The organism is Streptomyces sparsogenes (assembly GCF_001704635.1).
Taxonomy (GTDB): Bacteria; Actinomycetota; Actinomycetes; order Streptomycetales; family Streptomycetaceae; genus Streptomyces; species Streptomyces sparsogenes.
The window spans coordinates 1-21,624 of record NZ_MAXF01000234.1 but is presented as its reverse complement, the minus strand read 5'-3'; the positions used below and the strand labels follow the sequence as shown (position 1 = coordinate 21,624).

18 protein-coding genes are annotated in these 21,624 nt (G+C 68.8%); 10 read left to right on the top strand and 8 right to left on the bottom strand.

Features of this window, described 5'->3' with window-relative positions:
• Positions 1–79: 79 nt before the first annotated feature.
• Positions 80–415 (top strand): integrase core domain-containing protein, encoded by a 336-nt coding sequence (locus BBH68_RS43890; RefSeq protein ID WP_342673170.1) that lies wholly within the window; start codon positions 80–82, stop codon positions 413–415.
• Positions 416–560: 145 nt separating this feature from the next.
• Here BBH68_RS43890 and BBH68_RS38260 read toward each other — a convergent pair whose 3' ends face one another.
• Positions 561–1,400 (bottom strand): IclR family transcriptional regulator, encoded by an 840-nt coding sequence (locus BBH68_RS38260; RefSeq protein ID WP_065968519.1) that lies wholly within the window; start codon positions 1,398–1,400, stop codon positions 561–563.
• Between the two features lie 191 nt (positions 1,401–1,591).
• On the opposite strand from BBH68_RS38260, the gene BBH68_RS38255 reads away from it, so the two are divergent.
• A complete protein-coding gene (locus BBH68_RS38255) occupies positions 1,592–2,866 on the top strand; it encodes a lyase family protein (protein ID WP_065968518.1) in 1,275 nt (424 codons plus the stop codon).
• A 77-nt stretch (positions 2,867–2,943) separates the two neighbouring features.
• Positions 2,944–4,212 carry an MFS transporter gene (locus BBH68_RS38250; protein WP_245738533.1) on the top strand — a complete coding sequence of 423 codons (1,269 nt, stop codon included), beginning with the start codon at positions 2,944–2,946 and terminating at the stop codon, positions 4,210–4,212.
• 596 nt (positions 4,213–4,808) lie between these two features.
• Here BBH68_RS38250 and BBH68_RS38245 read toward each other — a convergent pair.
• Both BBH68_RS38245 and BBH68_RS38240 read right to left on the bottom strand, forming a co-directional pair.
• The gene (locus BBH68_RS38245) at positions 4,809–5,204 is read right to left on the bottom strand and encodes an MFS transporter (RefSeq protein ID WP_065968516.1); all 396 of its coding nucleotides are present in this window, start codon (positions 5,202–5,204) and stop codon (positions 4,809–4,811) included.
• A gap of 114 nt (positions 5,205–5,318) precedes the next feature.
• The gene (locus BBH68_RS38240; protein ID WP_065968515.1) at positions 5,319–7,394 is read right to left on the bottom strand and encodes a glycoside hydrolase family 36 protein; all 2,076 of its coding nucleotides are present in this window, start codon (positions 7,392–7,394) and stop codon (positions 5,319–5,321) included.
• A gap of 443 nt (positions 7,395–7,837) precedes the next feature.
• Here BBH68_RS38240 and BBH68_RS38235 point away from each other — a divergent pair, with 443 nt between their 5' ends.
• The 6 genes from BBH68_RS38235 (at position 7,838) to BBH68_RS38210 (ending at position 14,201) form a co-directional block, all read left to right on the top strand.
• Positions 7,838–8,626, top strand: a complete 789-nt coding sequence (locus tag BBH68_RS38235; RefSeq protein WP_065968514.1) for a GntR family transcriptional regulator — start codon at positions 7,838–7,840, stop codon at positions 8,624–8,626.
• A 189-nt stretch (positions 8,627–8,815) separates the two neighbouring features.
• Complete coding sequence (locus tag BBH68_RS38230; protein WP_065968513.1) at positions 8,816–10,111, top strand: D-tagatose-bisphosphate aldolase, class II, non-catalytic subunit; 1,296 nt, start codon at positions 8,816–8,818, stop codon at positions 10,109–10,111.
• Positions 10,108–11,265 carry an SIS domain-containing protein gene (locus BBH68_RS38225; RefSeq protein ID WP_065968512.1) on the top strand — a complete coding sequence of 386 codons (1,158 nt, stop codon included), beginning with the start codon at positions 10,108–10,110 and terminating at the stop codon, positions 11,263–11,265. Before BBH68_RS38230 ends, BBH68_RS38225 begins: the two co-directional genes overlap by 4 nt.
• Before the next feature lie 49 nt (positions 11,266–11,314).
• Entirely contained in the window at positions 11,315–12,307 is a 993-nt protein-coding gene (locus BBH68_RS38220; protein WP_065968511.1) for a BadF/BadG/BcrA/BcrD ATPase family protein, read from the top strand.
• Positions 12,304–13,254 (top strand): DMT family transporter, encoded by a 951-nt coding sequence (locus tag BBH68_RS38215; RefSeq protein WP_065968510.1) that lies wholly within the window; start codon positions 12,304–12,306, stop codon positions 13,252–13,254. Before BBH68_RS38220 ends, BBH68_RS38215 begins: the two co-directional genes overlap by 4 nt.
• A 95-nt stretch (positions 13,255–13,349) precedes the next feature.
• Positions 13,350–14,201 (top strand): class II fructose-bisphosphate aldolase, encoded by an 852-nt coding sequence (locus BBH68_RS38210; RefSeq protein ID WP_065968509.1) that lies wholly within the window; start codon positions 13,350–13,352, stop codon positions 14,199–14,201.
• 285 nt (positions 14,202–14,486) lie between these two features.
• Here the strand turns inward: BBH68_RS38210 and BBH68_RS38205 are convergent, their stop codons facing one another.
• From BBH68_RS38205 to BBH68_RS38195, 3 genes are all read right to left on the bottom strand, one after another.
• On the bottom strand, positions 14,487–14,927 hold the full coding sequence (locus BBH68_RS38205) for a hypothetical protein (protein ID WP_065968508.1): 441 nt from the start codon (positions 14,925–14,927) through the stop codon (positions 14,487–14,489).
• 359 nt (positions 14,928–15,286) lie between these two features.
• Positions 15,287–16,018 carry a hypothetical protein gene (locus tag BBH68_RS38200; protein WP_141713165.1) on the bottom strand — a complete coding sequence of 244 codons (732 nt, stop codon included), beginning with the start codon at positions 16,016–16,018 and terminating at the stop codon, positions 15,287–15,289.
• 158 nt (positions 16,019–16,176) lie between these two features.
• Entirely contained in the window at positions 16,177–17,160 is a 984-nt protein-coding gene (locus BBH68_RS38195; protein ID WP_158080333.1) for an AraC-like ligand-binding domain-containing protein, read from the bottom strand.
• A 129-nt stretch (positions 17,161–17,289) separates the two neighbouring features.
• Between BBH68_RS38195 and BBH68_RS38190 the strand changes: the two genes are divergently transcribed.
• Positions 17,290–17,922 (top strand): DUF2461 family protein, encoded by a 633-nt coding sequence (locus BBH68_RS38190; protein WP_245738532.1) that lies wholly within the window; start codon positions 17,290–17,292, stop codon positions 17,920–17,922.
• A gap of 366 nt (positions 17,923–18,288) precedes the next feature.
• Here the strand turns inward: BBH68_RS38190 and acs are convergent, their stop codons facing one another.
• Both acs and BBH68_RS38175 read right to left on the bottom strand, forming a co-directional pair.
• Positions 18,289–20,244 (bottom strand): acetate--CoA ligase, encoded by a 1,956-nt coding sequence (acs, locus tag BBH68_RS38185; RefSeq protein WP_065968504.1) that lies wholly within the window; start codon positions 20,242–20,244, stop codon positions 18,289–18,291.
• Between the two features lie 1,084 nt (positions 20,245–21,328).
• Positions 21,329–21,624, bottom strand: a 296-nt coding sequence (locus tag BBH68_RS38175; RefSeq protein WP_170066648.1) for a tyrosine-type recombinase/integrase, incomplete at its 5' end; no start/stop codon positions are given.

Below are 21,624 nucleotides of genomic sequence, written 5' to 3'. Positions count from 1 at the left end.
TTGCCGGAAGAGACAGTCGCGCTCATCCAGCGCCACCACCGCGTTCGACGCCGTCTTCGCCGGCAACGGCACAGCCGTCATCCCGACACCGCCACAAAGCCCCCGGTCAAACGCGTTCGCCGAACGATGGATACGCACAGACCGCGCAGAATGCACCGACCGCCTCCTCATCACCGGCGAACGACACCTGCACACCGTCCTCACCACGTACGCCAAGCACTACAACACCGGACGAGCCCACCGCAGCCTCGCGATACGAGCACCCGACGACGACCCGCACACCATCCCCCTACCTGCTGGCGCAGTCAGGCGCCGCCAAGTCCTTGGTGGACTGCTCAACGAGTACCACACCACGCCGCCCCGACTGCCTCACCATCGACAGAGAACGCCCAGCTCAGCAGCCCGCTCGGAATAATGACACCCTTCAGGCGTGTGACGCATGCAGACCCCCTTTCGGGGCACGCGCCTCTCCCGTCGTCCCTGTCGACACAGTCCTAACGAGGCGTCCGGGGGCACCGCGCGGTCGCGGTCAACTGCCTGGAAGCAGGCGAGCCTTTCGCTCAGCGTGTCAGTTCGCTACCTGGTGGGGAGAGAGGGGGGCGAGGAGGGTTGGCCAGGGCCGTTTCGAGCGCGGTGGCTGCGGCTCGCAGCCGACGCGCCACCTCGTCGATCCGAGTGATCAGCCGGGATGTGGGGCCGGAGATGTTGACGACCGCCACCAAGTCGCCCGCTGGGTTGCGGACGGGCACAGCGACCGAGGTCAGACCGATCTCGACCTCCTCGCTGGCGACCGCGTAGCCACGTTCCCGTTCGATACGCAGCCGGGCCAGAAGTTCGTCAAGGTTACGGGGAACGGCGAGGCCATGGCTCGGGGCGAGCAGATCGTCGGCGGTGAGTGCCTCGACCAGTTCGTCGTCGGAGTCGAACAGCAGCGCGCGACCGGAGGCGGTGCAGTGCATGGGGGAACTGCGCCCTACCCAGCCCCCGGCGCGCAGTGACTGGGCCGATTCCTCCCGCAGCACGGTCAAGGAGCGGTTGCCCCGCTGGACCGAGAGCAGCGCCACCTCACCAGTGCGGGCGCCGACCTTGCGCAGAACCGGACGGGCCGCGCGCAGCAGTGCCGCGTCGCCTGCGCCGGAGGCGAGTACGAGCAGCGACCAGCCGAGCCGGTAGCGTCGGCTCACCGGGTCCTGTTCGACCAGCCCGCCGCGTTCGAGGGCGTGCAGCATGCGGGAGACCTGGCTGCGTTCGCGGCCGACCGCGCGGGCGAGGTCGCTGACCCCGTGGTAGCTGCCCGCGCCCCCCTTCCCGAAGGCGAGCAGCAGAGCCGCGACCCGTTCGGCAGATGTCGACCTGTCGGCCGGCCACCCGTTGGTGTCGGCTCCGCTCGCTGTCGTCACCCCCACCCTCCCTGGTGTTGTGTATACAGCAACATCGTTGGACGAACCTTACCCCAGATCCCAGTCAGCTCCGTTCAGCGTGTTGTTGGAAGAGCAACGCCATTGGCGCGGAGGCCATCCCGACCGCACACTTCCCGGCACTGCGGACACGCACTGCAACGACGCTTTCCAAGGAGAGGGTGAGTCGAACGATGACCGCCGACGTTTACGACACCACCGGAAAACGGCTCTATGGGCTCCAGACCGAACTGGGTGTCCGGAACTTCCCGCTTCGGGGCCCCGCCTTCGGAGACGTGCCGTCCTTCGTGCGCAACTACGCGCGGGTCAAGCTCGCCGCCGCGCGCGTCAACCACGAGTGCGGAGTCCTCGACGGTACGCGTCGGGACGCGATCACCGGCGCCTGCCAGGAGATCATCGACGGAAAGCACGCCGACCAGTTCCCGACCCCGCTGGTGCACGGTGGCGGCGGCACCACCACGAACATGAACATCAACGAGGTCATCGCGGCCCGGGCCTCGGCGATCGCCGGTGTTCTCGTGCATCCGAACGATCACGTCAACGCCTCGCAGTCGACCAACGACAGCTACCCGACCGCAATGGCGCTCACCGTGCTGGAACTGGTCGCCGCCCCGGTCACCGCGCTGCGTGAGCTGGCCATGGCGTTCGACCGGAAGGCCGAGGAGTTCGCCGCCACCCCGCATCTGGGCCGCACCTGTCTCCAGGATGCCGTCAGCCTCACCGCCGGCGACTCCCACCGCGGTCACGCCGCCGCCACGCGCCGAGTGGCCGACGCCCTGGAGTCGGCTGCCGCCGCCCTGCGCGAGGTGCCGATCGGCGCCACGGCGGTCGGCACCGGGATCGGCTCCCCGGACAGCTTCGGCGAGCGGGTCGCCACCGAGTTGGCGGCGCTGACCGGGCTGCCGGTGACAGCCACGGCGAACCGGTTCGACGCCCTGTCCCACCTGGACCCCTACGCGGCGATCGCCGCCGCGGGCTCCCGTGCCGCGATCACCATGGCCAAGATCGCGGCGGATTTCAGGCTGCTCTCCTCCGGCCCGCGGGGCGGGTTCGGCGACCTCACCATCCCGGCCGTACAGGCGGGGTCCTCGATCATGCCGGCGAAGGTCAACCCGGTGATCCCCGAATACGTCATGCAGCTCAGCCATCGGGTCCGGGGCGGGGCCCTGACCGTCGACTGCGCCGTCGCCGACGGCGAACTTGAGCTAAACGTGATGGAGCCGGTCGTCGTCGACGCCCTGATCACGATTTTCGGCGACCTCACCGCAGCGGCAGAGACCTTCGCCCGCCGCTGCGTCGAGGGGCTACGGTGGGACGGCCCGCACCGTGAACGCAACCTCACCGGCGCCCTCGACCACTGGGTCGAGCTGTCGGCCACCGAGGGCTACGAGAACACCACCACCCGACTGCGCGACACCACCGCCGGGAATGGAGTGACCGGGTCATGAGCACCTCCGCGCACCACTCCACCTCCGCCACCTCCGTCGCCTACGAGGATGCCCCGCTCACCCGTTTCCACATCCGGGTGGCGATCGCCGGGACCGGCGGCCAGTTCTCCGACGGGTTCATCCTCGGCATCATCGGCATCGTCATCGCCTCGGCCACCAAGGTGCTGGACCTGTCCCCGCTGTGGGTCGGCCTGCTCGGCGCGGCCACCCTGACCGGCCTGTTCGTGGGCGCCGTCATCGTTGGCCCGCTCGCCGACCGGATCGGCCGCCGGCAGATCTTCGCGTGGGACATGCTGCTCTTCGCGATCCTCTCCGCGGCGCAGTTCTTCGTTCAGTCTGCGACTCAGTTGCTGATCCTGCGCCTGTTGCTCGGCCTGGTTCTCGGCGCCGACTATGTGGTCAGCAAGTCACTGGTCACCGAGCACGCGCCGCGCCACGTTCGAGGCCGGCTTATGAGCCTGCTGGCCGTGGCCTGGTCGGCCGGTTATGTCTTCGCCTACCTGGTCGGCTTCCTGCTCTCCGGCACCAGCGACGACGCCTGGCGGTACATGCTGGCCATCAGTGCTATTCCCGCGCTGCTGATCCTCGGGCTCCGGCTCGGTGTGCCGGAGGCACCGCTGTGGCTGACGCGGAAAGGCCGCGACGACGAAGCCGCCGCGATCGTACGCAAACACCTCGGGGACTACGTGCGGCCGCCGCTCCGCGTCGAGGCCGCGCCGAAGCGCGGCATGCGGACCTTGTTCGGTCCGGCCTACCGCAGAAGGACCGCGGTCGGCGCGCTGTTCTATGTCTGTCAGGTCATCCCGTTCTTCGCTCTGGGCACCTTCACACCGCAAGTGATGGGGTCCCTGGGGGTCACCAGCAAGCTGGGCGCTGGCGCGCTCTACAACGTGTTCCTGCTGGCGGGCGCGATCGTGGGGCTTCTGCTCATCGACCGAATCTCCAGGCGCTTCTTCCTGATCAGCACCTTCCTGGTCGGTGGCGCGCTGCTGGCGGGCCTGACCGTCTTCGCCGATCTGTCGCCGGTGATCGCGGTCGTGCTGTTCACCGCGTTCGCGTTCGTCCTCGCCGCCGCGGTGAACCTGGAGTTCGTCTATCCCCCCGAGCTGTTCCCCACCGCCGTGCGCGCCTCCGGCGTCGGCATCGCCGTGGCCGCCAGCCGGATCGGCTCGGCGGGAAGCACCTTCCTGCTTCCGTTGGTCGCCGACAGCTACGGCATGAAGGCCGCCCTGGCTGGCTGCGTCGTCGTGTTGCTCGCCGGTGCACTGGTCTGCTGGGCCTGGGCCCCCGAAACCAGCACCGAAACCCTCAGCGAGATCGACGACGACACCCCCCGGGCCGCCTGATCCTGCCCAACGTCGTGACCCCGGGTGGGGTCGTGCTGCGGCCCGATGCTGCCTGACCGCGCGGTAGGAGAGCGCGGCTCAGCCCCCACCACCCCATCGAGCACGTACAGGCTGATAGCGGTGGGCGCGGCCCTCAGCGCGAGCACCGGTTTGACTGGATCGTCGACCCGTTTTCCCGCACAGCCCTGAGTGGTGCCGGGCGCAGCGAAGTCCAGCCCGTCGGGCCCGTGCCCACCGGTTTCATCAGGATGACAAGAGCCGTGTAAGCCGAGCCGCGAGGGCACCCGGGGTTGGCACCCCCAACTCGTCGGCGCGCGGTCGCCGAGTACTGGCACCCAGACCCGTAGGCGTGATTCTGGGCGGCGTACCTCACTGGCCATGGCCCGACGACCGGGGTTGTGGTTGTTCGGACGGGGCTGGGAAGCACACGGCTAGCGCTGAGAGGCTGCCCGGCTTATGTCACGACCCTGGCCAGGGCAAATACTGCCCTGGCCAGGGCCCTTGCGCGTCCGGCGGACTTCGTTCCCTCACCTGCGGCTTCCCGTGTATTCGCTAGCGAATGTGCACCGACCGGATACAAGCGGGGGAAGGGCTGCTCACCCCGGCCAAGGTGGTGGTCCCGGCCGCGGGGAGCGGGCGGCTGTCCCGGCCGTCCTCGCCCCGGCGGCCGCGCAGTCCGCGACCACGAACGGCCAGAAGGTGTCCGCCCGCACGAAGCAGCTGGTGGCCAGCGCCTGGACAGTGAGCGTCACCGCGTAGACGCCGCGCGCGCCGTGCCGGTCCGCCAGATGATGACCGACGGTGACGCCCAGGACCAGCGCGACCACACCGGCCATGCCGAGTTCGAGCCCCACCTGACCTGCCGAAAGGTGGACCGCCTCGGCGAAGTAGAGCAGACCGGCCGTCAGACAGAGGCCGTAGCTCATGGTGTAGACGAAGTTCGTGGCCGCGAGGACACGCTGCGGCGGGGTGTCCGGTACCAGGCGGGGCATCCGGGACTCCACGTCACGGGTGGAGAAGCGGGGGTCCGGCAAACCTGTGGCACGCCACTCGCATTATCAAAAGTGTTGCCCCGGCCACCCCGGCCGCCCGGCCGCCCCGGCTGATCAGCCGATGGGCTCGGCCACGATGAGCTGGAACCGCTCGAAGGACAGCTTCACGGTGTTGTGCTGAGCAGTGGCAGTTCCGAGTGACTTGCCGGTGAACGGGTCGGTCAGGCGGTACCGCGTGCGGCCCAGACCGCGCAGCTCGACCGTCCCGTCCCACTGGTCGGCGTAGAAGGCGTAGTGGAGGGTCCGCTTCTTGGCCACGACATGCGCCTCGGGCTTGTCGAAGCCGATGTCGTACAGCTCACCGCGGTACTCGCCGGTGGACAGCATGTTCTTCTCGTACAGGGACACCCACTTGCGCCAGAGGACCTCCTTCTCCGGGGTGAGGTCGGTCGCCTTGTCCGGGGCTCCGGTTCCGGGGAGGGTGAACTTGGTCGACAGGACGGCTCCGACCCCGTAAGAGGACGCGAAGTCGTTCCCGCCGTCGCTCAGTTCGACGTGGTCGCCGGCGTAGCTGCTGCCCGCGCCCATCAGCGCCTTCATCGTCTTGCCCTTGCTCCGGACCTGGTAGGAGGACTCCGGGTCCGAGCTGGGGTACTGGTCGACGTAGGGCAGGTTGTGGAAGGCGAAGGCGGTGCCGCAGGGGCATAGCTCGACGAGGGCGTCGGGGTTCGCCTCGTGCGCGGCTTCGTGGATCGCCTTCCAGAACAGGGCCACGCCCTCGGTGGATTCCTCGGGGCGGGCGTGCCGGTGCTTCGGGTTGTAGCAGGGCGCGACGCTGTTGAGGTGCTGGCCGTCGATCTTGAGCCCCTCGTAACCCCAGTCGCCGATGAACCTCTTCGCCTGCTCGACGAAGTAGTCCACCGTCGGCTGGTAGGCCGGACAGAGGGTGTAGGCGTCCCACCAGGTGACGTCCTGCTTGTTGCCGTCGCGGTCCAGCAGCAGCATGTCGGGCCGGTCCCGGAACAGGTTGCTGTCGGGGTCCGCCGCCAGCGGGGCCCACCACAGGCGCGGCCGCAGACCGGCGTCCCGTATCTCCTTGGTGAAGGCCCGCATGTCCGCTTCGCCGCGCGGGAACTTCGCCGTGTTGATGTCCCAGTCGCCCTCGTTGCTCTGCCAGCCGTCGTCGAGCACGGCCCAGCGCAGACCGACCTCGTGCGCCTTCGGCAGCGCTCCGGTGATCTGCTCGATGGTGAAGTCGCGCTCGTAGCCCCAGGCACACCAGATGGGCTCGAAGGCCGAGGCGGGGACCTTGGGGGCGCGCTGGCCGATGTCGCTCATGTAGTCGCGGTACCGCTGGAGCGGCACGAAGTGGTCGCCCGGGAGGGCGGTCAGGAACGTGGTGTCGGTGCTGAGCCGACGGCCCGGCTTCAGGGTGCGGGCGGTGCCGTCCTGGATGGCGATGCTCGCTCCGGCGTCCGTCTTGCGGACCGGCATGCGCAGGGCCGTCGCCACGGGCTCGACATGTCCGACGGAGAGGCCCGCGCCCCGGCGCCAGACGGTCGCCAGCGGGGTGCCGCCGCCGTAGTCGGAGGAGTCCATCCCCAACGAGTTCTGCTGGACATAGCCGTCATTCACCGGCATCACCCAGTCGCGGCGGTCCGTGTACGTGGTACCGGAGAAGGTGTAGAAGCCGTCGGGAGTCTCCAGGAGTTCATGGGCTCCGTTGCGCCACCCGGTCACCTTCAGCGCGGTGGAGGACCTGTTGGTGTAGGTCACCTTCATCACGATCATGCCGGTAAGACGCTCGAAGGAGGTCAGCACGACCGTCTTCTGTACGCCTTCCTTGGACATGCCCTCGATGGTCACCCGGACGCCCGCGCCGTGGCGGGGGTGCCGGATGCCGCGGGTCCGGTGCCCGCGGTAGGCGAACGCCTCGATGGCCTTACCACCCACCAGCAGGGCTTCGCCGGCGTCGAAGCGGGTGAGGTCGACGCCCTTGAGCGCCACCCGGCTTCGCAGTTGGTCGTCGAACTCCAGGGTGATGGAGGTGTCGCCGACTCCGACGAGGTCAGGATCCGAGTTCGGTGCGGCGGCCGCGGGTGAGGCGCCCATGGCCACGGCGGGGAAGGCGGCCAGGCCGGCACCCCCCAGCGCCACCTTCAGTACGCTTCGCCGGTTCATGTCCGTCATGTCGAACTCTCTTTCGGTCGTGCGTGCCCGACTGGGGCAGCCGCCTTTTGTCCGTCGTTGGGGATCGTCAAAGTCGAGCCGCACGCTCGCGACGAAGCGACCGTCCGTAAGGCTGTCCGTAAGGCTGGTCGGTGCCTGGTCTACTACCGGTTTTCGCAGTGGGTCGGCTGGGGTCGGGGGAACGGCTTATCGTCCGAACGCGTGCCCCAGCGCGAGGTCGCCTCCGGCAGCAGCGGACGGGCATCCTCGGTGAGCTGCGACAACGCTGCGTCGATCACCGGCGGGTGCCCGAGGCCCGGCGAAACGGAAGGTCGCTCACGGGCGACTTCTTTATCACCGGGTGGTCTGCTTCGAGAACGTAAGCGGTATGCGAGTGGCATGTCAACGGGTGGGGCCTCCTCGAGGAGGGTTCGCGCCGTCGATCGGATTGGTATGCTTCTGGTATGACAGATGCGAGCACGTCGATGCCCAGAGGCCTGTTCGGTGACGACGTCCTCCCGTTGTACGAGCGCACAGCCACGCAGTTGCTCGACGACCTGCGCGCCGCTGCCGCCCGCCCCGGTGACCGGCTGCCCTCCGAGCGGGCCCTGGCCGACCGGTACGCCGTGTCGCGCGTGACGCTGCGAGCGGCCCTCGCGCAATTGGAGTCGCGGGGCATCGTGCGGCCGTCGTCGTCGCGCGGGTGGTTCGTCGCCGAGCTCGGTCTGCCCCCCGAGGCGACGACGACGTCCGCCTCGGCGGCCCCGCAGGTCCAGGGGTTCGCCGACTATGCGCAGGTCAACGGCTTGACCGCGGCCGGCAAGGTGCTCTCCGCCACCGTTCGCCCGGCCACGGTGTCCGAGGCCGAGCAGCTCCGGATCGCTCCGGGCGCCGACCTCTTCGACCTCCACCGACTGCGCTTCCTCGACGGTCTGCTCGTCGCGCTCGAGCACAACCGGCTTCCGTTGGCGGCCTGCCCCGCCCTGGCCGAGACCGACTTCAATACGGCCTCGCTCTACGCCACCCTGCGCGCCGCCAACCCGCCGCAGCTGCCCCGCATCGCGGACTATTCGGTCGAGGCCCGCCACCCGACGCCACGGGAGATCGAGCTGTTCGAGATCGGGGAGACCATGCCGATGCTCGTCGCGACCCAGCTGACGTCGAACCAGGAATCACGCCCGATCGAACTGACCGTCCAGGTCTACCGGGGGGACCGCTACCGGTTCCGGGCCTCCATCACCAACCAGACTTAAACGATCACCAGCCGGACTTGGACGATCGCCGCGGATCCGCCGGCTCGGTTGCGCAATACCTTGTGCAATACCAGATGCAGACCAGAATAAGACTATTGACGACCCCAAATAAGACCAGTACTGTCCGAAATGAGCCGCAGGCCATGACGGCACATTGGCTTGAGATACACATTGAGTAAGGGGTTGGCAATGCAGAGCCCATTGAGCGAGGTGGTCCGGCGTCAGAAGGCCGGACAGCCGCAGGGCATCACCTCGGTGTGTTCGGCTCATCCGCTGGTCATCGAGGCAGCCGTGGTGCAAGCACGGGAGACCGGCGGTCATGTACTGGTGGAGGCGACCTCGAACCAGGTCGACCAGTACGGCGGTTACACGGGCATGCGGCCCGCGGACTTCCGCGACCTCGTGTACGGCATCGCCGCCGAAAGTGGTCTGCCACTGGACCGCGTGATTCTCGGCGGCGACCACCTCGGACCGAACCGGTGGCAGTCCCTGACGCCCGACGAGGCGATGGAGCGGGCCGACGCCCTGGTCGCCGCCTACGTGGCGGCGGACTTCACCAAGATCCACCTGGACTGCAGCTTCGCCTGCGCCGGTGACCCCGTACCGCTGACCGACGATGTGGTCGCCGAACGCGCCGCGCGGCTGATCCGGGTGGCCGAGGAGACGGCCGGCCCCGAGCGGGCCGAGCGGATCCGGTACGTGATCGGTACCGAGGTGCCCACACCCGGCGGCGCGCACGAGACGCTCGACGCGCTCGTCCCGACCACGCCCGAGGCGGCGCGCACCACTCTGGAGCAGCACCGCAAGGCGTTCGCCCAGCACGGCATCGACGAGGTCTGGCCGCGCGTCATGGCCCTCGTGGTCCAGCCGGCCGTCGAGTTCGACCATGTGCAGGTCGTCGACTACCGGCGCGAGCTGACCGAGGAGCTGCGCAAGGTCCTCGACGACGAGCCCACCATGGTCTACGAGGCCCACTCGACCGACTACCAGACCGCCGAGACGCTCACCGCACTGGTCGAGGACCACTGGGCGGTCCTCAAGGTGGGCCCCGGGCTGACCTTCGCCCTGCGCGAGGCGCTGTTCGCCCTCGCCGCGATCGAGGACGAGCTGGTCCCGGCCGCCGAGCGGTCACGCCTTCCCGAGGTCGTCGAGGAGCGGATGCTCGCCGAGCCCGCCAAGTGGGAGGGCTACTATCCGGGCAGCGCTGCCGAGCAGCGCCTCGCCCGCCGCTACAGCTACAGCGACCGGATGCGTTACTACTGGCCCGACCCTGAGATCGAAAAGGCCCAGGCCCGGCTGATGGACAACCTCTCGGCCGTGGACATCCCCCTGCCGCTGCTCAGCGCCCACCTCCCACTCCAGTACGCCCGCGTCCGCCACGGCGAGCTCGCCGCCCGGCCGCGCGACCTGGCCGTGGACCACATCCGCGACGTTCTGCGCGACTACGACCGCGCCTCCCACCCCCACCTGATGGAGCACGTGTGACCACGCCCTCCGGCGCCCTGTCCCTGGACGACGGCGCCACCCACACCGCCCGCGAGATCGCCCAGCAGCCCGCCCTGTGGCGGGAGGTCGACCGGATCGTCGCGGACTCCCGGGAGTCGCTGGACGCCTTCCTACGTCCGCTCGTCGCCCGCGGTGACCTGCGCGTCGTACTCACCGGTGCCGGCACCTCCGCGTTCGCCGGCCAGGTGCTCCAGCCCGCCCTGGCCCGGCGCCTGGGACGCCGCGTCGACGCGGTCCCCACCACGGACCTCGTCGCCGACCCCCGCGGCTGTCTCGCCGAGGACGTTCCCACGCTGCTGGTCTCCTTCGCGCGCTCGGGTGACAGCCCGGAGTCCGTGGCCGCCACCGCCCTGGCCGACCAGGTCCTCTCCGAGGTGCACCACCTCGTGATCACCTGCAACGAGCAGGGCCGCCTGGCCCGCGAGCACGCGGAGCTGCCGAAGTCCCACGTGCTGCTGATGCCGGCCGCGTCCAACGACCGCGGTTTCGCCATGACGTCGAGCTTCACGTGCATGACGCTCGCGGCACTGCTCGCTCTCGGCGGCAGCGCCTACGACGGGGTCGCCGAACGCCTGGCCGAGGCGGTCGAGTCGATCTGCGAGAGCGACGCCGTGGACCGCACCGTCGGCGCCCTCGTGGCCCGCGCGCCCGAGCGCATCGTCTTCCTGGGCAGCGGCCCGCTGAAGGGCCTCGCCGCGGAGTCGGCGCTGAAGGTGCTCGAACTCACCGGTGGGAGGCTCATGGCCGTCTCGGAGACCTCGCTGGGATTCCGGCACGGTCCCAAGGCGGTGCTCAACGACCGTTCGGTCGCCGTGGTGTACATGTCGAACGACCCCTACACCCGCAAGTACGACCAGGACATCTCCGCGGAGCTGCGCGGAAATCTTCCCGCCGGCAGCGTCGTCACGGTCTCCGCGGGCCCCGACGCGGAAGCGGACGGCAACGACGCCTGGCCGCTGCCGGGCCTCGATGGCGTCGAGGACGTCGCCCTGGCGCTGTCCGCTGTGGTGTACGCCCAGCTCATCGCCCTGCGCGCCTCCCAGGCCCTGGGCCTGCGGGCCGACAACCCGTTCCCCTCGGGTGAGGTCAACCGCGTCGTGCAGGGCGTGACCCTGCACTCCTTGCACCACTGATCAAAGGCATCAACGGCGCGGATCCAGGGCGCCGGACGGAGGTACAACGATGTTCCTAGGTGTCGACGGCGGCGGTACGAAAACCGCATTCTGCCTGGTCGACCGGGGCGGACAAGTCGTGGCGCGAGCGCAGGCGGCAAGTTCGTACTACTTCTCCCACGGCATCGAGCTCGTCGAGCGTGTGCTGGGGGAAGGCGTCGACGCTGTCTGTGCGGCGGCCGAGCTGACCCCCGCCGACATCGAGTACGCCTTTTTCGGCTTGCCCGGTTACGGGGAGGCGGCCCGCGATCTGCCCGTCCTGAACGCGACCCCGCGAGCCGTGCTCGGACACGACCGCTACGCCTGCGACAACGACATGGTCTGCGGCTGGGCTGGTTCACTGGGCGCGGTCGACGGCATCAACGTCATCAGCGGCACCGGCTCCATGACCTACGGCGAGCGGCTGGGCCGGAGCGTGCGCGTCGGTGGCTGGAGCGAGATGTTCGGCGATGAGGGATCGGCGCACTGGATCGCGATCCGCGGCCTCAACGCCTTCTCGCGGATGGGCGACGGACGGCTCCCCGAGGGCCCCCTGGCCGAGGTGTTCCGGCGCCACCTGGATCTCGCGTCCGACCTCGACGTGATCGACGTCGTCCACAACCAGTGGCAGGGCGACCGCGGCCGGATCGCCGCGCTCAGCCGCTCGGTGGCCGAGGCGGCCGGTCTGGGCGACGAGGCCGCCTCGGCGATCCTCGCCGAGGCCGGCCGGGAACTCGCCCTGCTCGTCGAAGTCACCCGCGAGCGGCTGGAGTTCGGCCCGGACGAGACCGTACCGGTCTCCTGCTCGGGCGGCACCTTCGGCGCGGACGCGGTTCTGGAGGCGTTCGCCACCGAACTGAAGAGTCGTTTCACCCACTACGAACTGCGACAGCCTCTGTACGAGCCCGTCGTAGGTGCCGCCCTGTACGCGGCGAAAATCGCCGGAATTCCGCTCGGCCGGCCCGCGCTCGACGCGCTGCGCATGGCCTCCGGGATCTCCGCCTCACGAGGGGAAGACCGATGAACAGAGGCACGAAGAGCTGGATCCCGTACGCGTCGCTGCTGGTCCTGTTCTGGGGTGTGTGGGGCGCCTTCTCCAGCGAGCCGAACAGCAGGTACGGCTACCCCAACGAGATGATCTACATCATCTGGGCCTTCACGATGCTCATACCCGCGTACTTCGCGATGCGCGGCCACACATTCGACCGCCGGCCGATCGCCGCCGTGTACGGACTGATCGCGGGGCTGACCGGTGCCGGCGGCCAACTCCTGCTGTTCCACGCGCTCGCCAACGGCCCGGCGTACCTGATCTTCCCCCTGGTGTCGCTCTCCCCGGTGGTCACCGTCCTCATGGCGATGGCGCTGCTGCGGGAGCGGATCAACCGGCTCGCCCTCGTGGGTGTCGTCGCGGCGCTGGCGGCGATCGTGCTGCTCAGCATTCCCAGCGGCAAGGACGACTCGAACTCGCACGGCCCGTGGCTGCTGATGGCCATCCTGATCTGTGTTGCCTGGGGCGTGCAGGCGTTCTGCATGCGCAAGGCCGCGGTGGTCGGGGTCAACGACGCGACGACCTTCGGCTGGATGACCATCAGCGGACTGCTGCTGGTTCCGGTGGCGTTCGCGATGATGGGCGAATTCCCGTCCGACGCTCCGTGGCAGGCGCCGGCCCTCACCGCGGTGACGCAGGTCCTCAACGCGGTCGGCGCGTTGTTCCTGGTCATGGCGTTCAGCCGGGGCAAGGCCACGGTCGTCGCCCCCATCACCAACGCGCTGGCCCCGGTGCTGACCATCGTGCTGTCCCTGGCGGTCTACCGGACGCTCCCGAACGTGTGGGGCGCCCTCGGTATCGTGCTGGCCCTCGCGGGCTCGACCCTGATGGTCTACAGCGACGAGAAGAGCGGCGAGAACTCCGTGGCCCCGGGCGCGGCGGACGACGGCGCGGACGTGAGTCCGGCCCCGCAGAAGTCCTGATCGCCCACATATCCGTACCGGCCGAACCACGTAGCGGTACGGGCCGACACCGGCCCGTACTCACCGAACCGACATGAAAGCGAGGGGACACCTTTATGCCCCTGGTTCCCACGCGCGAACTCGTCTCGAAGGCCGCCGCCGCAGGCCGGGCCGTCGCGGCGTTCAACGTGATCACGCTGGAGCACGCCGAGGCGATCACCGCCGGCGCGGCCGCCGCGGGCGCCCCGGGGGTGATCCTGCAGATCAGCGAGAACGCCGTACGGTTCCACGGCGGCCGGGTCGAGCCGATCGCGCGGGCCGCGGCCGAGGTCGGCAAGGCCTGTGACGTCGACGTCGCACTGCACATGGACCACGTGACGGACATGCGGCTGCTGCGCACGGCGGCGGACGCGGGGTTCTCCTCCGCGATGTTCGACGCCGGGGCGCGGCCGTACGCCGAGAACCTCGCCGCCACCCGCGCCGCGACCCAGTGGGCCCACGGCGCGGGCCTGTGGCTGGAGGCCGAACTCGGCTATGTGGGCGGCAAGCCCGACGCTCCCGCGAGCGCCCACGCGGCCGGGGTGCGCACCGACCCACAGGAGGCGGCGCGCTATGTCGCGGACACCGGCGTGGACGCCCTGGCCGTCGCCGTCGGCAGCAGCCACGCGATGACCGAACGCTCCGCGACACTGGACCACGCGCTCATCGAACGCCTGCGGGAGGCCGTGCCCGTACCTCTGGTGCTGCACGGTTCGTCGGGCGTCGGCGACGACGATCTGCGACAAGCCGTTCAGGCGGGCATCGTGAAGATCAACATCGGTACCGCTCTCAACATCGCGTTCACCGGCGCGGTCCGCGAGACGCTGGCGGAGCGCCCCGACCTGACCGACCCCCGCCCCTACGTCGCCCAGGGCCGGGAGGCGATGGCGGAGACGGTCCGGGTCCTGCTCGGTGTGGTGAGTGGCTGAGCGGGGCCGAAGCTTTCCCCGCACCTGATGTCGCCAAGGGCGTGTACGGAGTCGTGATCACCCGGGCTGGTGGAACACTCGTGTGGCGAGACGCGGAGCCGCCAGGCGGGGTCAGGTGGATCTCTCGCTGGTCAGCATCGACTCGACCATGGCCCGGGCCCATCACGACGCGGCGGGCCTGCGGGTCGACGAGGAGGTCTTGGTCGCGCTGGAGAGGGCCGTGCTGCGGGGCGACGGCGGCCGCCGGAGCCGCATTCATGGTGGTTCTTCACTGGGTGAGCAGGGTCAGGCTCTGCGGGTGACGGTGATGATGTTGCCGTTTCGGACGCCCAGGGCGGCCTTGACCTGGCTGGTCACCGAGACCGTGCCGACGGAGACGCCGATGCCGGTACCGCCGTACTTGGCCTCGGAGTACATGCTGGTGGAGCCATTGGACAGCAGCACGCTGTAGTAATGGCCGGCGTGGGGGTCGTATCCGTTGGCCCAGGCCGTGCCGTAGCGGGTGATGTGCACCGCCACCCATTCGCCTTCGTACCACCGGCTGCCGGGGCCGTTGTGCGTCATGCGGCAGTCGATGTCGTCGGCGTACCACTGGGCGCTGGGGCAGTTGATGTCACCCTGGGCGGCAGCGGCTGGGGGTGCGGCGGCCAGTGTGATCCCTGCTGCAAGCAGTGCTGCGGCGGCGGTCAGGGCTGCCACGGGGCACGCGGTGTTCATCTCGGACATCGTCAGCTCCTTGGGTGGGCGTGGAACGGGCGGGGCCTGGGAGGGGCCGGAGAGAGGAGGGTGGTGGGGAGAGGCGTGGCGGGCCTGCGGGCTGAGGTGCGGCACGGGCTCGGGTGCCCCGGGTGTGGGCCTCAGGTGCAGCAGGTGGTGTTCCTGGCCGCGGAGCCGGGGCGGCGGGCCAGACTGTCGTTGCGGCCGCGGGCGGGGGCGTGGACGCCGCGGTAGGCGCCTGGCCAGATTCTCGACGGTGAGGCGGGCTCGGCCGGCGTGGAGGCTCCCCTACGGCTCTGCGGTCGCACCCGCTCAGGCGGAAGCAGCGCCTTGGCGCTCTCTTTCGCCCTCGCAGGTGCGGCGCGTCGTTACGGTCGTACGGCCGGGAAGTGGTAACTCCACTGCGCTAAGCAGGCGATGGTTGTGTGGTCCGCGCTCCAGTACCTACACGGCCCGTCTGTTCCGGGGCCAGTCCACGTCCACCCATCAGCCAGTTCAACGATGAAGGCTGCCTGGATGGTGTAGTTCCCCGCGCAAGCGGCGCCTCCCGAGCAGTCCCACTGCCCGGGCGTGGCAACGCCCAGGCAGCCGCCAAGGTCCCCCTGCTCGCAGGAGTCCATGACGCCGTCTGCCCTCTCGACACCGTTGAGGATGATCTCGCTGTTCGCATCGAGATAGCCGTACTCGGAACCAGGCTCGGCCGCGAGACACTCCCAGTGGCCCGTCCACTGGTTGTGAGTATTGACCAACTTGTTTTCGGCGTACCAGGCCAACGCCTCCGTTCCCTGGTCCCAGCCCCATACACAGCTCGTCGGGGGCGCGGCCTTCACGGTTACGCTCCGGGCCTCCCGGTGGGCCGCGGGAAGATCGATAAGCGCTCCCTGGGGTCTGATCGCCAGTCTTTCCGTCCTTGCCTGCTCGTCCGCCGTGGCAGGTGCGATGGTGAACGTGCAGGCTGCGAGCCCGGCAAGTAGGGCCAAGAGGAGCCGCGCCCCTCGTGCGTGCCGTGAGATCACAGAGGAACCTCCATGAGTGCCTTGGACATCCACGTGAAGGGTTGCGCTGGTCTCACCCGGCGCCCCGCCGAGGTGCTTGCGCATCGCTGGAACGCCCCGTCCGTCATGAGTGATTGACGACTGCGACCGGAACGCCGAGCAGGGCTTCGTGCGGCGCTGGGCCCCCGTACCCTTCTCCCGCCTGACATCGTGGCACGCGCCGCCGGCTGCGAGTTGGCGATGCGTGCGGTGTTACTTGTCGTTCAGCGCAGCCCGTTGCGCGTATCCGGCTGACTGCACAGTGCCGCCTGCCGGAGTTCTCTGGGCGTCACGCCGTACGCGCCGCGGAACGCCCGGCTGAAGTCCGCCGGGCGCACAAATCCCCACCGGGCGGCGATGGCGCTGATGGACCGCCGCCGCTGCCGTGGGTCGGTGAGGTCGGTGTGGCAGCGTTCCAGGCGGCGCCGGCGTATCGAGGCCGCCACGGTCTCCCCCTGCTGCTGGAAGAGCGTGTGCAGGGAGCGCACGGAGATGTGATGGTGTGCCGCGATGTCCGCCGGTCTCAGCTCCGGATCGCTGAGGTTGTGGTCGATGAAGGCGTTGACGCGGTCCAGCATGGCCTGCTGGCGGGTCTCGACCGGAAGGTCGTCGTAGGCTCCGAGGTGCTGGGCCAGACAGGCGCCCGCCAGGTCGAGCGCCATCACTCCTAATCGGCTCAGTTCGCGGGGGTCGCAGTCAGGGCCGTAGGCGTCCAGTGTGGTCATGAACCGGGCGAGGATCGCTCCCATGCCCGTGCGGGCCGACAAGGGCTGGGCGAGGAGCCGGTGGACCTTGTCCGGCGGAAGCGGGAGCAGTTCGCGCGGCAACTGCATGATGACCACCTGGGTGTGGCGGCCTTGGTCGGGCACCGCGCCCTCGAACGGGTGCGATACGTCGAAGAGCACCATGTCGCCGAGCACCAGCCCGGAGTCCTGGCGCCGCTGGCTGATCCACAAAGAGGTGCCGGAGACGAAGGTCAGCTGGTACGTGCCCGGGTCGGACCGCCGGATGTCCGCCCAGGTGCGTCTAAGGTGCGCGGGCGGGCTGTCGAACGCGGCCACCCGTACGGAGCCCAGGGACAGCACGGAGGCCCGCGCGGGGAAGCCCGCGACGTTCGCGCTGCTCAGGGTGAGCGGTGCCAGCTCACGGGAGACCAACTCGGCCCAATAGGGCAACTGCTCCTTCGCGGGCAGTGCCTCATTCGACACCCTCTGCCACATCGCGCCCCCCGGAATCGCCACTCCGACGCCCCTGTCGCAACCCCGGCCGAGGCGACCCAGCCTCCTGCTCTGTATCCAACCCTGTTCGGTCGACGCTCTGGCTTTATCGTGCCCCGCATGAGCAAAGGATTCACCGGCTGGCCAGAGCGAGCCATGGACGTGTTGCTGCATTTGCAGGGCGAGCCGTCACACGCAGTGCGCGAGCAGTACCGCGCGGATCGCGAACGTCTGGTCCGGCAGCCGATGATCGCACTGCTGAATGATGTGGCAGACGCCGATCCCCGGTATGAGGACTTCTCCGTTTGGCACTACCGCAGGAACTCCTGGTGGTGGCAGCATCAGGGCGCGGTGATCCGTCTCGGCCGCAAGATCGAGATCGGTCTGCGGTTCGACCTGGACGGCCTGCGGATCCAGGGCGCTTGGTGGTATCCGGACCCCGGCCAGGTCGCCATGTTCCGCAAAGGCGTCGCCGCCGAGGGCAGCGGCCGCGAGCTCGCCGCCATCATCGAGGACTTGAGAAAGAGGGGCTACGACATCTCCGGGGACGTGATGAAACAGACCCCGCGGGGATATCCGCCCGGCCACTCCCGTACGGACTTGCTGCGCCACCGCTCACTGATCGCTGCCCGCCCCCTCGGCTGCGACGACTGGCTACACACCCCGGAAGCCGTCGACAAGGTCCTCTCGGCCGCCAATGACCTCGACGCCATGCTCACGTGGCTGGTCCGTTACGTGGGGCGCTCCGCGTGACTCAAGCAAGAGGAGCCGGCGCCGAGGCCATCAGAGAAACTGGTGCACGTCGCCAGCAGACCGTGCGTACAGACCCTCTCCCCCGGCCGTCGCCGAGGTCAAGCGCCGCTCACACCATCGGCAGACACGCTGAACACGGCCCGATACAGCGCTGGCGTGAGTCGGCGTTGGCGCTCGTACCGCAGCCTGCCGCCACGACCGTGTCGTTGTCGGTCGCGGGGCGACTGCCGGGCCGGCGAGCAGCAGCACGCCGACGGCCAGTCCTACGGCGACATGCCGGAATGTCGTTATATCGGCGGGCTCCGCCATACGTTCGCGGAGGACACCTGGCGCGGTCGCCGGGTGCCCTCCGGACGCGTTCCTCGCTCAGTCTTCGCTCGGCGCCGCCGGGAGCTTCGCCTGGATGAGGTCCATGACGGTCGCGTCGGTCAGCGTGGTGACATCACCGAGCCGGCGGTTCTCGGCGACGTCCCGCAGCAGCCGGCGCATGATCTTGCCGGAGCGGGTCTTGGGCAGCTCGGCCACCGGCAGGATCCGCTTCGGCTTGGCGATCGGGCCGAGGGTGGCGCCGACGTGGTTGCGCAGGTCGGCGACCAGGTCTTCGGTCTCGGCGGCCGTACTGCGCAGAATCACGAAGGCGACGATCGCCTGCCCGGTCGTCTCGTCCGTTGCGCCGACGACGGCCGCCTCGGCGACCGAAGGGTGCGACGCCAGCGCCGACTCCACCTCCGTGGTGGAGATGTTGTGCCCAGACACCACCATGACGTCGTCGACCCGGCCCAGCAGCCAGATGTCCCCGTCGTCATCCTTCTTCGCCCCGTCGCCGGCGAAGTACTTGCCCTCGAACCGCGACCAGTACGTGTCCAGGAACCGCTGGTCGTCGCCCCAGATGGTGCGCAGCATCGACGGCCACGGCTCGGTCAGCACAAGGTAGCCGCTATCACCGTCGGGCACCTCGTTGCCTTTGTCGTCGACGACGGTCGCGGAAATGCCGGGCAGCGGGCTCTGCGCGGAGCCGGGCTTGGTCGCGGTGACGCCCGGCAGTGGCGAGATCATCATTGCGCCGGTTTCGGTCTGCCACCAGGTGTCGAGGACCGGGGTGCGGTCGGCGCCGATGTTCTTGCGGTACCAGATCCACGCCTCGGGGTTGATCGGCTCACCTGCGGAACCCAGCAGCCGCAGGCTGCCGAGGTCGAACTTCGCGGGGATGTCGTCGCCCCACTTCATGAACGTACGGATCGCGGTCGGCGCCGTGTACAGGATCGTCACACCGTACTTCTGCACGATCTCCCAGAACCGGCCCTGGTGCGGTGCGTCCGGCGTGCCCTCGTACATGACCTGCGTCGCGGCGTTCGCCAGCGGCCCGTACACGCCATACGAGTGCCCGGTCACCCAGCCGACGTCGGCGGTGCACCAGTAGACGTCCGTCTCCGGCTTGAGGTCGAAGACGGAGTGGTGGGTATATGCGGTCTGGGTGAGGTAGCCGCCGGACGTGTGCAGGATGCCCTTGGGCTTACCCGTCGTCCCGGAGGTGTACAGGATGAACAGCGGGTGCTCCGCCTCGAACGCCTCAGGCGTGTGCTCGGCGCTCTGCCGCTCGACGATCTCGTGCCACCACACGTCGCGGCTGTCGTCCCATGCCACGTCCTGACCGGTGCGCCGGACGACGAGTACATGCTCGACGTTCTCCACGCGCGCCACCGCGTCGTCCACGGCCGGCTTGAGCGCAGTCGGCTTGCCGCGTCGGTAGCCGCCGTCGGAAGTGATGACGACCTTGGCGTCCGCGTCCTGGATCCGGGTGGCGATGGCATCCGCCGAGAAGCCGCCGAAGACGACGGAGTGCGCCGCGCCGATACGCGCGCAGGCCAGCATCGCGACCGCCGTCTCCGGGATCATCGGCATGTAGACCGCGACCCGGTCGCCCTTCTGGACACCCAGCTCCAGCAGGGCGTTGGCGGCCTTGCAGACCTCGTCCTTGAGCTCGGCGTAGGTGATCGCGCGGCTGTCGCCGGGCTCGCCCTCGAAGTGGATGGCGACCCGGTCGCCGTGTCCGGCCTCCACATGCCGGTCCACGCAGTTGTACGCGACGTTGAGCTCGCCGTCCTTGAACCACTTCGCGAACGGCGGGTTCGACCAGTCCAGCGTCTCGGTAGGCTCTTTGGCCCAGGTCAGCCGGCGGGCCTGCTCGGCCCAGAAGCCGAGCCTGTCAGCCTTGGCCTGTTCATACGCCTCCGCGGTGACGTTGGCGCCTGCGGCCAGGTCGGCGGGGGGTGCGAACCTGCGCTCTTCCTTGAGTTTTGCGATTGACGGACGCTCGTTCACTTTATGGCTCTCCCGACATGCAGACAACAATTGTCCCGTATGACAGGCCGACTTGCCCTCCCGTAATGAGGGAGGGCGTTCGGCCTCTAGTAGGGCGTGATCTTCTTGCTGCTTGGGGCAGCGCGTATCCGCGCAAGCCCGGAGTTGAACCAATAGTTCCTGGCCGTGGCCACGGACCCGACCCCCCTTTCCGCCTATACGCTTCACGCGATTTTGTTCCGTTGTGCCTCGACGAGGTGAGAGTTCCGAGCCATCCGAGAAAGAGTGCCGCTGGCGTGGAAAACAATCCTGCGTTGTAATAGGGGTACCAGTTGAGGTCCAGTGTCGGCCATAGCGAACTCTCGGTCCCTGAGACGGCCGGTGAGCCAATCGTGAACAGGGGACACAGTGCCAGCCCTCCATAGACCGACCAGAGAAGCCCTCTGCGATTGAACCTCGGCCAGAAGAAGGTGAGGTGTAGATCAGCGCAGGGAAGACGCATGAGGACGAAATGCTGAGCGCGTTGGGCTTCGCACGTTCGGGCCCCCGGGACCGGAACTGACCGCCTACCGCGGCCCGTAGAGCACCACGGTGTTGCCCCATGGGTCTCGAGCCACGGCCCGAACCTCGTGGGGGCCCTCCTCCGGTTCCCGAACAATGGCCCCGCCGCCCTGGACGAGGGCGCCGAGCGCAGAGTTCACCAGCGCCGAGCGGAAGGCAGCTGCGTCCACCCCTTGCAGTTGCTCAGTCATTCCACACCTCGCGGGCAGCTTGGGAGGCAGGGGCGTTGCAGGTGTTCGCGAGGATGAAGTCCATACACCAACCTACCCTTCCGTCGAATGTTATTCGGCAATAACGTATGGGGGTGGCCCGATCGAGGTCAAGGCCCGAGAGTGAGCCCAGATTCGTTAGTGTTCATTAACCAACTGAAGGGTCCGCTCCTCTCTGTGACGCGCGCAGGGCGCGAGGAGTGGCGGACAACTGCGTTAACACGTCGATATCGATCAAGGCAAGGGAGATGTCGCTCCACGTGGCCGGGTTGAGAGTTGAGTGCCTGACCTCGCCTGATATCGCGGACGTGGCGACGAAGTGTGGGCGCGGCGGTCTAGCCGCTGGGCGTGATGGAGCAGCGGGGGAGCAGTGCGGTGTCGATGGCGTCCACGGCGTCGTGGGCGGCTTGCTGGGTGAGGTGGCTGTAGAGGTTGGCGGTGGTGGAGAGGGTGGAGTGCCGCAGGGTTTTGGAGACGACGGTGAGTGGGGTGCCCGCGGTGATGGAGAGGGTGGCGGCGAGGTGTCGCAGGTCGTGAAGGGTGATGCGGGGGGACGCCTGCTTTGTGAGCGCGGCTGCCACGCGCGGAGGGATGGCGACCCAGTTCTTGCTGCTGCGGGTTTGAGGCGATG